The sequence below is a fragment of the Bacillus sp. GW823-FHT06A11 genome, assembly GCF_058795355.1.
Window position 1 is genome coordinate 554,370 of record NZ_JBXAHS010000003.1, and the last position, 11,828, is coordinate 566,197.

The 11,828-nt window shown below is 34.0% G+C and carries 8 protein-coding genes; 4 read left to right on the forward strand and 4 right to left on the reverse strand.

Annotation, left to right across the window (positions count from 1 at the left end):
• Window positions 1–24 precede the first annotated feature (24 nt).
• Genes AC1Q8L_RS17050 through AC1Q8L_RS17060 form a run of 3 tightly spaced genes read left to right on the forward strand, consistent with a single transcriptional unit; the run spans window position 25 to window position 3,201 of the window.
• Window positions 25–954, forward strand: coding sequence for an AAA family ATPase (locus tag AC1Q8L_RS17050; RefSeq protein ID WP_000608795.1), 930 nt, complete (start codon window positions 25–27; stop codon window positions 952–954).
• Window positions 951–2,114, forward strand: coding sequence for a DUF58 domain-containing protein (locus AC1Q8L_RS17055; RefSeq protein ID WP_001014381.1), 1,164 nt, complete (start codon window positions 951–953; stop codon window positions 2,112–2,114). The genes AC1Q8L_RS17050 and AC1Q8L_RS17055 overlap by 4 nt, the downstream gene beginning before the upstream one ends.
• Window positions 2,089–3,201: a DUF4018 domain-containing protein gene (locus tag AC1Q8L_RS17060; RefSeq protein WP_000860512.1), complete on the forward strand. Its 1,113-nt coding sequence runs from the start codon at window positions 2,089–2,091 to the stop codon at window positions 3,199–3,201. Before AC1Q8L_RS17055 ends, AC1Q8L_RS17060 begins: the two co-directional genes overlap by 26 nt.
• Window positions 3,202–3,257: 56 nt before the next feature.
• Here AC1Q8L_RS17060 and AC1Q8L_RS17065 read toward each other — a convergent pair whose 3' ends face one another.
• Together AC1Q8L_RS17065 and AC1Q8L_RS17070 are read right to left on the reverse strand one after the other, a co-directional pair.
• Entirely contained in the window at window positions 3,258–4,715 is a 1,458-nt protein-coding gene (locus AC1Q8L_RS17065) for an MFS transporter (protein ID WP_001186932.1), read from the reverse strand.
• Between the two features lie 239 nt (window positions 4,716–4,954).
• Complete coding sequence (locus AC1Q8L_RS17070; RefSeq protein WP_001286460.1) at window positions 4,955–6,172, reverse strand: aspartate aminotransferase family protein; 1,218 nt, start codon at window positions 6,170–6,172, stop codon at window positions 4,955–4,957.
• A gap of 301 nt (window positions 6,173–6,473) precedes the next feature.
• Between AC1Q8L_RS17070 and AC1Q8L_RS17075 the strand changes: the two genes are divergently transcribed.
• The gene (locus AC1Q8L_RS17075; protein ID WP_000344193.1) at window positions 6,474–7,853 is read left to right on the forward strand and encodes a catalase; all 1,380 of its coding nucleotides are present in this window, start codon (window positions 6,474–6,476) and stop codon (window positions 7,851–7,853) included.
• A 218-nt stretch (window positions 7,854–8,071) separates the two neighbouring features.
• On the opposite strand, the gene colA is transcribed toward AC1Q8L_RS17075, so the two are convergent.
• Entirely contained in the window at window positions 8,072–10,708 is a 2,637-nt protein-coding gene (gene colA / locus AC1Q8L_RS17080; protein ID WP_000241872.1) for a collagenase ColA, read from the reverse strand.
• A gap of 504 nt (window positions 10,709–11,212) precedes the next feature.
• Window positions 11,213–11,725 carry a hypothetical protein gene (locus tag AC1Q8L_RS17085; RefSeq protein ID WP_000719367.1) on the reverse strand — a complete coding sequence of 171 codons (513 nt, stop codon included), beginning with the start codon at window positions 11,723–11,725 and terminating at the stop codon, window positions 11,213–11,215.
• Window positions 11,726–11,828: the final 103 nt, after the last annotated feature.

Sequence of the window (11,828 nt, forward strand, 5' to 3'; positions counted from 1 at the left end):
TTTATACTGAAAGGAATGGTACATATGATAAATAAATTGAAAGAAAACATAGGATCTGTGTTTGTTGGTAAAGAAAATGTTATTGATCTACTGCTTGTTTCACTGCTTGCTGATGGACATGTACTACTCGAAGACGTGCCTGGTACTGGGAAAACGTTACTGGCGAAAACCATGTCAAAAAGTATTGGCGGTAGTTTTTCTCGTGTTCAATTTACCCCTGATGTACTTCCAAGTGATGTAACAGGTATTGAATACTTTAACCCAAAAACAAGTGAATTTGAGTTAAGAATTGGACCCGTTATGACAAACATTTTGCTAGCAGATGAAATTAACCGTGCAATGCCGAGAACACAATCTAGTTTGTTAGAAGCGATGGAAGAGCGACAAGTGACGCTTGAAAAACTGTCTACTCCTCTCCCAAAACCGTTCTTTGTTATTGCAACGCAAAACCCAATTGAATCACAAGGGACTTTCTCTCTTCCAGATGCACAGCTTGATCGCTTTTTAATGACGATTTCAATCGGTTATCCAACTCCTGAAGATGAGTTACAAATGATGCGACGTTTTCGTAACGATATACCGCTAGAACGTGTCACACCTGTTATCTCTTTAGAAGATATATTAGAATCACAGAAACGAATAAAAGAAATTTTCATATCAGAACCGTTAGAACATTACATAATTAAACTTGCACAAGCTACTCGAAATCACGATTACATCGCTAACGGTGTAAGCCCACGTGCCACACTTTCTTTAGTGCGCGCAGTTCAAGCATTAGCCTTCTTACGCGGGAGAGAATATTGCACCCCTGAAGATATACAATTTTTAACTCCTTCTGTTTGGAATCACCGTATTGTCTTATCAATGGAAGGTGCCCTGCGCACGACTAAAAATGATATAATGCAAAGTATTTTAAAAGAAGTTGACGTACCTGTGGAGATTGAGCAAGCATGAATGGACAGCGTGTTGTAACTGTACCTTTATTTTTTCAACTCCATATTATTCAACTAACTGTGCCAGGCGCTATACTATTTACCTTTTTTATGCCGCAACGAATTATAATGTTTCTCTTTTTCTCCTATTATTTATTTGCGATTTTCATTTATAAATATGTCGCTTACATAGAGAAAAAATTTGAAGTTATAAACGAGAGACAAACAACTCGGCTTTTCCCTGATGAATCTGGAAAGTTTTTTATTCATTTGAAAAACGGTGCACATATCCCTCTCGTTAATGGTGTTTGTTATTTTCATTTAGATTCGTCTCTTATACAGCATAAAGATCAAGGAATTGAACGAATATCAAAAACGTTATTCTCTTTTCCATTTTCACAACCTGCACATTCGGCGCAAAAATGGGATTTAACATTAACCGCAACGAAACGTGGTGTGTTTCAAATTGAACAGTTCGAATGCGTTTTAAAAGATCCTTTTCATTTATTAAATGTACACTTACCTGTTTTCGATAAGTTAAAAACTGAAATTATTGTGTATCCTTCTCCTAAAGAAGTAGCAGGTTTGCAAGAACTTCAGCAACTTCTAACTGGTTCTTATCGAACTAATTTTTCTTTTTACAATGATGAAACATCTATTATCGGTGTAAAGCGATATGAGCGTGAGTCTTTCCGCTCTATTCATTGGAAGGCATCTGCTAAAATGCAAGAATTACAAGCGAAGCAATTTGAACCTGTAAAAAATTATAGTTGGACGATTTGTCTTTCTTTAGCTGCCGATCGTGGATTTGGTTGGAAAGATAATGTTGAAGATTTAATTTCATTCACAACATACATTTGCCAATATGCAACGAAGCATCACATACCGTTTGAATTATTTATTAGTGTATTAGCAGAAGGTGGTGCATTACATTTATCGTTACATGAAGGGCAAACACAATATGCAAAAGCTTTAGAAGAATTAGCACGTATTTCAGATGATAGTACGTTACTTCCGAAACAAGGATTCCTTCATTATGTAACGAGAAAGAGAGAACGTTCGTCTACAATGATATACATTGGTTTACAGAAAAATGAACTCCCTCTTCTCTCGCAGCCAACGTTCCTCATTAATAGCGAAGGGATGGTGGAATTGGTTGAAAACTTGGCTCTATCACGTTAATGACTTTATTTTGCTTCTCCTCCTTTCATTATTAACAGAAAGGGATGACCTTGTTGCTATTGCCATATTTTTAGCGACAGGCTATGTAGGCGTATTTCTTATTCATAAATTTATGAATAAAAAAACAACAGGATTTGTCATACTGTTCATTACTCAAATAATTGGTTGTTCTTTCCTTCTCCCATTCTCTCTATTCGGCACAATTATGTTACCGCTTTCCTTCTTTATCGTACATGTAGTCGGACCAGGATATCCAGTTCAAAAATCGTTAGGCGGTATTGTTTGGTTTAGTATTTCAGCCATATTTTATGCGCCCTTTCCACCTTTGTGGAAGCTGTTACTATTAGTTATACACATTATGATTACATTTTGGTTAACTGGGGCAAATCGGAATCAACAGTTATTACGTTTCATTTCTATCATTACGATTGGTGTAATGAGTATAGTACTTGTTTTAGTTTTTCCTTTTATTCGTCTTATTTTTAGCTTTATCACAGAAGTAGTCGCGTTAGGAGTCGGTTATGTTATAAATCCATTTCTCGTAGCAGCTGAATTGAAAGATACTGAAGGGGTTTGGGCAAGTAAAGGGCATCTCTTAAAACCTAAAATTGAAGACAATGGGGAAAAACTTCCTGATTTTGACCCCACACTCATAAATAGCATTACCATAATAGCATGTACAGCTATCGCTATTTACGTCGTTTGGAAAATAGTAAAAAAACGAAAACAATTCAGTTTACCAAATATGCCCGCCTTCGAATCTACTATTATTACTAATAAAGAAGGAACGAACCAAAATCGTTTTAAACGAAATAAACCGCCGCATAACGAAATTCGGAAGGAAATTTTCAAGCTAGAGAGTAAGTTAACCCCTCCTTTAAATAGAAAACGGGGAGAAACTGTTGAGGCTTGGCTAGAAAGAATAAATGATGAAGAAGATGTAAATATTCAAAGTGATATTATTATAGATGCTTATAATACGGTGCGTTATTCAAATGGTAAAAGCATTGTACTTCTGCATGAATTTAAGGAAGAGATTCATAAGCTTTATGCCTATCAGAAAAGTTTGAAGAAACGAAAGAAATAACGTAACAAAAAGACTCCTATATTCATAGGAGTCTTTTTATACTTCTACGTTGCTTTTTAAATGGAAGCATTCTTCCCTGCTTCAATTTCTAATGACTCTTCATGCCACCAAAGTGTTTCTTCAGGGTCTTCTTTAGCGATTAGGTGTGCTTCTTTTTTCGTTTCTACTGTAGGATATGAACCTTTTAGCGCACGCCCTGAAGTCGTAACAAATAATACACTAAATACAACTAATCCAATAATACTTACACCCGTCAAATAAAATGCTGGCGCAAGCGGGTTACCAGTTGCATGAACTAAGTATGAACATACAAGCGGTGTTGTTCCACCGAATATCGATACAGAAATATTAAATGAGATCGAAAGTGCTCGATAACGTACATCAGTGAAAAAGAGTGATGGTAATAATGAAGGTAATGTTCCTTCATATACACTTAAGAAGAAACCTAGTACGAAAATACCTGCAAATATAGCTGCAATATGTCCGTTACCTATTAGTAAAAATGCTGGAATTGCAAATACAGTTAAACCAAGTAAACCAATTTGCACGACGCGTTTATTACCAATTTTATCACTTAATTTACCAAAATATAGTGCTAGTGGAATCATAAGTGCCATCGTAATAGAAATAATTAATAAGCCCGTTGTTTCTTTGACTTTAAGTACTTGAGTTAGATAAGAAGGAATATACGAAAGAATCATATAATTCGTAATATTAAAGAAGGCGACAATTACTGTGCTTAATAAGAAGTCTTTTTTGTGATATTTAATAATATCCATAAATGAAAATTGTTCATTGTCTTCAGATTCCTCTTGTGCTTTTTCCATCTCTTCAAAGATTGGAGATTCATCTAGATGACGGCGTAAGTATAAACCGACCAAACCAATTGGTGCAGCTACTAAGAACGGAATACGCCATCCCCAGCTGAGCATTTGCTCATCTGTTAACAATAACGTCAAAATGGTAACAATTACCGATGCAGCAATGTAACCTGAGAGTGTTCCAATTTCAAGACCACTACCGAGTATACCACGCTTTTTATCTGGAGAAGATTCTGCGATATAAACCATTGCTCCTGAATATTCGCCGCCTGTAGAGAAGCCTTGAATCATTCGGGCAACTAAAAGTAGTATTGGTGCCCATACACCAATTTGTTCATAGGTTGGTAGTAATGCGATGAATAATGTAGAAAGTGCCATTAAAATAATAGTAGTACTTAACACGATTTTTCGGCCGTACTTATCTCCTATTCTACCAAAGAATACACCTCCGATTGGTCGAACGAGAAAGGCTGCTGCAAATGTACCGAATGTAAGTACAAGTTGCAATCCACTATTATCAACACCTGAGAAGAATAATTGACTTAAGATAACCGCTAAATACGCGTATAATCCGAAGTCAAACCACTCCATTGCGTTCCCTATACCAGTAGCAATTACTGCTTTCCTGGCTTGTTTAGGATTGACAATATTAACGTCTTGAGGTTCAAAATTTAAATCATTATTTTGTTGCATATAATAAAACAGCTCCTTATTTAATTTAACTTCTTTAAGCACACCTTCTCTTATTGAATAAAATTAATTCGAAGCACTTAAGGAAAATTAACGTCTCCTTATCTGTTATTATTGTTTCACATAATTAATTATTTGTCCAATGAGATGCTCTCTATGTTAAGTAATTTACTATTTTAAAAAGCTGAAGAAGCCGCTAAAATAGCGGCTTCTTCAGCTTTTTATATTTTTTTTATATTTTTTTAAATACTTGCTGTAGCAGCTATGTTATGAACACAGGAAATAAACTCATAAGTGAATGCGTCAATTTCCTCTTTCGTAATAATATACGGCGGAAGTAATCGAATAATATTCCCTTGTGTTACATCGACTAACATCCCTTTATTCATTAACTCAATCTGTAATTTCTTTACATTTTCATTCGTGTCATTCACACTTATCCCAAACATCATCCCCGCATGACGTACTTCCTGAATATAATAAGCATTTTCTTTCTGAATATCTTGCAGTTTGTCATTCAAATATAGTGACGTTTCATAAGCTTCTTGCATTAACCCATCATCAAGTAATGTATTTAATACAGTTAAACCTAAAGCTGTTCCCATTGATGAATGAGCAAATGTTGTCCCGTGATCTCCTGGTGAAAATACATCACATAACCTTTCACCTACAATAATTCCTCCTAGCGGTATCCCGCCTCCTGCTCCTTTACCAATTTGAATAATATCTGGTGTAATATTAAAATTTTGATAAGCAAATAATTTTCCCGTTCGCCCCATACCACTTTGAACTTCATCAACGACAAGAAGTACATTATATTTTTCACATAAATTTTGAACACCATGTAAATATTCACTTGATAAAGGATAAATCCCCCCGCTACCTAAAACAGGCTCTAGCATAATCGCAATTGGATTTTCTTTAATAATGGTTTCTTCTAATTGGTCTATATTCTCGCGCTCTACTTCATATACAGGAATAGATGTTTTAGGGAAATTTTGATATACCTTTTCTTGTCTCGTAAAATGCAGTGCCCCTAACGTCCTCCCGTGAAAACTATCTTTTAACACAACTACTCCATCACGCTCTTCATTCGCAATAAATCTATATTTATCAATTAATTTTAATGTTGTTTCTGTCGCTTCCGTACCAGAGTTTGTAAAAAAGACTTTTCCGCTTTTTAAAGTACAATCTACTAATTTCTTTGCATACTCAATTGCAACTGGGTTTAAAAAATGAAACGGTAAATGCAACGATTTCGCAACTTGCTCCATTGTCATTTGTACAATTTTAGGATGATTGTATCCTAATACATTTACTCCTACGCCAGAAAATAAATCTAAATACTCTTTACCATCTACATCATACAGTTTACACCCTTCTCCTCTTTCCATTGCAACCTCTGTACGACAATATGTAGACATCATATATTCTTTATCTAATTGAAACCAATCCGACATGTTAAATTCCTCCTAGTTATTTTTCCTTTTTTAACGTTCATTCTCTATATAATCGTTTATAAATTAAGTTTTAAGATTGAAATTTTAATAGTGGTTTTCTTCCACCTTTTTAGTAAAACGCGTGCTTTCTCTTCCCGATATTCATTTTTCCATAATTTCTTCTATTTCAACAGGTCCACTACATATGTGTTTTTTGTATCTAGCGGTATGTTACTGCTTTGAACTTTGCATGTCATACATAATTAGGGCTATAGAATCATATTTAGTAACATTGGACAAAAAAGATTTGGAGGCTATATCGATGGATGAAAACTATGATAAACAGGGGCAATCTATACTAGGGAAAGACTTTAATGAAAATGACGAACGTAATGAACAAGCTAAACTTCACTCTCAAACAGTTGGTTCACGTGGACCCGTACTAGAGCAAGATAGTGTACTGCATGAGTCATTACAAGAATTTATTCATGAAAAAATTTTAGAAAGACCTGTTCATGTAAAAGGATTTGGTGCGTTCGGTTATTTTCAAACGATATATTCGATGTCTGAACATACTAAATTAAGTTTTTTACAAAATTCTAATGAGAAAGTTCCTGTTATGGTGCGATTTTCGTTAGCTGTTAGTACGAAAGGAACACCGGATACTGCTAGAAATGTACGCGGTTTTTCTACAAAATTTTATACAAAAGAAGGCATTTTTGACCTTTTATGTAATCACATTCCTGTTTTTTCTGTTCGTGACCCAATGCGTTTCCCTGAAACGATTCAAGCATTATTGCCTTCACCTAAAAATAACTTAATAGATCCTAATAGATTTTGGAGTTTTGTCGCTAAAGCACCTGAATCTATTCATTTTGTTGTCCGTTTATACTCTAATAATGGTACGGCCAAAAGTCTTCGCCACATTCCAGGACATAGTGTTAATACATATGTATGGAGAAATGCGGAAGGTAATCGAAAGTATGTAAAGTATCATTGGTACCCATTTGAAGGTGTACAGTACATTACTAGTAAAGAAGCAATTAAACTAGCTGCTGAAAACCCTGATTATAGCGGGAAAGATTTATATGATGCTATTGAAAATGGTAAACCAGTGGAGTATGGTTTATACGTCCAGCTCATGGATCCGAAAGATGAAGCTTACCTATCTTATGATCCTTTAGATGACACAAAAGTATGGGATGAACAGACGTATCCTCTCATACCAGTCGGGAAAATGGTATTAAATAAAAATCCTGAAAATTTTATGGAACAAGTAGAGAAAGTCGCATTCTCCCCTTCTAATTTACTGGATGGTGCAGAACTATCAGATGATAAAATGTTGCAAGGGCGCGCTAACATTTACAGTGATTCACAAAGAAGAAGAATTGGTCCCGAATTTCGCAAATTAACGATTAACCAACAGCAAGATTGGACACCCGCTAATCAAATTACAAGCGGTGACGGAAGGTACGTTGAAGGTAAACTTGAAAGAACTTCTATAGCAAAACAGAATGACTTTACGCAGGCTGGTGAATTTTATACGAAGTTAAAACCGATAGAAAAAGAACATCTCGCTGAGAACTTAGCTAGTGATTTGAAAGTTATATCCGATGATATTAGGGAGATCGTTTTGGGGTATTTCAATCAAGTATCAACTGATTTGAAAACAAGCATTGAGACAAAAATGAAAGAGCATTAAGAAGATTAAAGTATTCTTTACGAATGAGAATTCAAATCTATATTAATTATTTTCTTGTCAAAATCCAATGAGATTATTTAATTTAAAAATATAAAGCCAATATATCCCTGTTCTATAATTAGAACAGGGATATATTGATATAGTTTAATTTTTAACATTACATACTTTATTTTGCTAAAAAATGCAATAAGTTTCCTTTCAAAATAAATTATAGTAAACTATTTTACTTGTACCGTATAATTCCCTGTTCCACCACCATACTTATATACACTTAAGTAATATTTCCCTGGCTTTGCATTATAATTTCCAAGCAATTTGTTTCCATCACGTTTTGTTGCATAAGCTACATAATTATTTAGATCTGATTCAGAATATAATACCCAGTTCAGTCCAAGATTTTGTTCGTTCGTAACAGAAATTTGTAAATCTTTTTGATCCTTTACATCAATAACAAATTTATCCCCCTGATCTTGATCGCTCAAGGTTCCTCTTAACAAAATATTCAAAGATAGTGGGTTTGCTGTTTCAAATGAATTATTTGGTTCTTTTTCTACAGCCGTACCTTCTTCCGTATTCACTCCGCTAAACACAACATCATATTCATATTGCCCAGCATTATTTACACGGTAATTTACAAAATAAGCAGTCAATGTTTTATATCCAGTCCACTCTTTTCCTGAAAGACGTTTCAACATATCATTTGTTGCTTCATTCATCACTTTCCAGTCCTCAACTTCTCCTTTAGCCGCACTTCCTGTATATGTCCCCTGTAGTGTAAATGTATTAAAGAATTGTGATTTATTCTTTGTTACTTTCACATCTTTTAATTTCGCTTCATTCGTAATATCTGAAGTAATGTCCGAAAGCGATTTTGGATCATGCTGAGTTAAATACTCATCTGATACTTGTGGAATTGTATACTTATCGCGATTATCAATAAGCATTTGCATATAAGATTGATATTCTTCATTTAACTTATTATCTTTGCTTAATGTAGCACGGTATGCATCGTAACTTGAAACATCATTTGCGCGAATCAAATCATGCACTTTATCGAACATTTCAGGGCGCTTATTATACATATATGATTGCAGCGCAAACGAATAATTATAAAAATCCCACGTTCCATATTTCGCATTTAATGTTTGTGATGCTGTATAACGTTTTGTAGGATCATTAGATAACCCACCAATTATACTTTTTCGCGGTACTACACTATCTAATCGCGTTGCACCTGCAAAGAACTCTGCGTTTCCTTCTTCAAACCATGTTAAACGTTCATTTTGATACATTTCTCCTTGTCCCCATAATCCCTGAACTTCGTACCTTCCCTGTAAGTAGTGCGTAAATTCATGGCGGAATAATTCTTCCAAACTATAAATACTTTGCTCTGGTGTACGTTCATATGTAAAGAAAGTCCCTGTCCCTTCAATATAAATCCCACCATTATTCGTTTCATATCCGTACAGTTGACGATTAAATTGATACTCATCTGGGCTATTATAAATAACCATCGTTAACACATCATCAGCATGTCCACTTTCAAGTGGTTTATCGCTACCAACTGTACGATAAAATTGAGAACGCACTTCTTTTGCCGCCCAGTATAGACGTTTAATTTTCTCTTCGCTAACTTTATCCCCAGCTTTAAAGACAATTGCTCCATCATCAAACGTATACGTTTTCGGTAAATATTTCTTTTTACCCTCTTCTCGAATTTGATCTAAATTTACAGTTTTTCCGTTCGCATCTATTCCTCCATAATTTGTAGTAATTTGTTCTGCCGCAACAAAGTATTGCTCTCCTAAATATGGATAAATTCGCATTGCATCTGTAACAACTTGTTGTCCTTTTGTCGGCGTGCTATGAAGCTTGCCCAATCGTCCAGCATAGTAAATTCCATTATTAATTAACCATCCGTTTTTATTTGTTACTGTACCAAGTAGTGCAAAACGATTTACTTCATTAATAAAGTTATCAATATTTCGAAACCACATCGTATCTTTTGGCTCTTTTCCAGTCGTGTACATATCCGTCTGAATATCAAAGTCAATTCCCTTCATCAACTCATATATAGCGTCTCCTTTTGTTCGGTCTTCAATGAAAGTTGCAAGATTATCATTATATTGTTTAAAAATTTCACCTGCATATAAAACCGTTTCAACATCTGCTGATGCATTTCCAATTAATTTTCCATATGATGCAATTACTTTATTTTGTTCTGATGTACCAAGTTTGAAATTTGGATTTTTTGCAATTGTTTTTAAAGCTGGTAAACATTTATCATGGTAGCTACGCTCATTTAGTTTGCTTAATTCATCATGGTAAAAACCTAAATAAAATGCTGCACGTAGAGCTTCTACTAATGTTTCAATCCCTTTTGAATCATCTTTCGTATAAGCTTGTCCTTGTTCTGCTAGTTTATTAATAATTGCTTGCATTCGACTATCATCTTGATAGAATTTAAGACTATCACTATTAAACTGAAATAATTCTGGAATTTGATACCATTTAATTGTCACAAGAAGATCAGTTAATTGTTTATTATTTAATTGATTTAACTCAGCCATTGAATACTTTTTTTCTTCAGCTAACGGTTTAATATTATCGTTTGGTGCTAGTGGACGCTGCGATAAATCCGCTAATTTTAACCGTTTTGTAAAAGATGCATTTTCTTGTACTTTTGAAGGGTGCGCCAATTCATCAACAGATTTCTGTATTCCTACCGGCTCCATTTGTAATACGTTCTTCACATTTTTCTCTTTTGTCTCTGCTTGAATTTGCAAACCATTACATGTTATTGTCACTAGTCCAACACCAAGAATCCACTTAGAAATTTTCGAATATTTAACCATACCATTGCCCCCTGATAATTTAAAAGAAAATTCAGAATTTTTAAACCGAAAACCTACTTATTTGTATGTATTTACAGTTCCGCTATAAATACAACTATGATTAATAATGCAATAGTAGCTTGTTTTATACTATTACGAGTACAGATTCCTTACATACAATCTCCCTTCCTTACATTTAATACAAGCAAAAACTGTGCCAATCATATTTCTTATGCATGGCCAATATTCTTTTATAAATACTGTAGAATAAAATATACATAGGTGGTTCGGCAATGTATAAATCATTTGACACAAAATCTAATGTTTATGAAGAACAAATTCATTGAATGTTATAAGTTCATTAGCCAGTACATAATTTCCAACTAAAAACATCCCCAATTTTTAAATCTCTCAAAAAAAGGTAAACAAACATATTCCATAAAGCTAATATGTTCGTTTACCTTTTTCTATTTCAAATCAACAGCAAAATATCATTGAATAAAAACAGCATGAATAAGTATTTTGTTATTCATTTCTCTTTTTCATATAATCTTTTTCACATTGCAAAGGCTTGAATTTCACTTTTTTCCCTTTCTTCTTTTTCGTTTTTATAACGAGCCATTCCCCTTTTTCAACGTCTAGTTTTAGGCGTTTCATTACATTGATATTATCTTTTTCTTTATAAAGTAAAAATGCTTCTTGCGCCCTCACAAATAAGCTGGGCTGTTCGCTAAATCCACCACTATCATAAATTTTAGTTAGCGAATTATAATAAGAATCATTTTCCTTTCCACCATACATCAAATGGGCAGCCTCCAGATCTCTTTTACTTACTTCCCAAAAACTATGTTCATCAATATTTAAATTAAATGTGGATTTAATGTCCTGTATTATATTCTTCACATACTTTTCATCTCGAACTTTTCTTTCTTCGAGACAATCCGAAGATAACCTTGGTGCATCTGATTGGGAATGTACAACGTGTTGTATCGATACACACAGAATAAATATGCTTAAAATGTAAAATATTTTTTTCATATTTACATATCACCTCAAATGATTTAGATACTATATCATTTGAGGCTTACAATATTCTTATACTAATAATGTAAAAGGCCCTATAATTTAGACTATTATAGGG

What these genes read in the sequence shown, in the direction of transcription:
- AC1Q8L_RS17065 (WP_001186932.1), bottom strand. Translation starts at nt 4,715, where the DNA reads ATGCAACAAAATAATGATTTAAATTTTGAACCTCAAGACGTTAATATT.
- colA (WP_000241872.1), bottom strand. Translation starts at nt 10,708, where the DNA reads ATGGTTAAATATTCGAAAATTTCTAAGTGGATTCTTGGTGTTGGACTA.
- AC1Q8L_RS17050 (WP_000608795.1), top strand. Translation starts at nt 25, where the DNA reads ATGATAAATAAATTGAAAGAAAACATAGGATCTGTGTTTGTTGGTAAA.
- AC1Q8L_RS17070 (WP_001286460.1), bottom strand. Translation starts at nt 6,172, where the DNA reads ATGTCGGATTGGTTTCAATTAGATAAAGAATATATGATGTCTACATAT.
- AC1Q8L_RS17085 (WP_000719367.1), bottom strand. Translation starts at nt 11,725, where the DNA reads ATGAAAAAAATATTTTACATTTTAAGCATATTTATTCTGTGTGTATCG.
- AC1Q8L_RS17075 (WP_000344193.1), top strand. Translation starts at nt 6,474, where the DNA reads ATGGATGAAAACTATGATAAACAGGGGCAATCTATACTAGGGAAAGAC.
- AC1Q8L_RS17055 (WP_001014381.1), top strand. Translation starts at nt 951, where the DNA reads ATGAATGGACAGCGTGTTGTAACTGTACCTTTATTTTTTCAACTCCAT.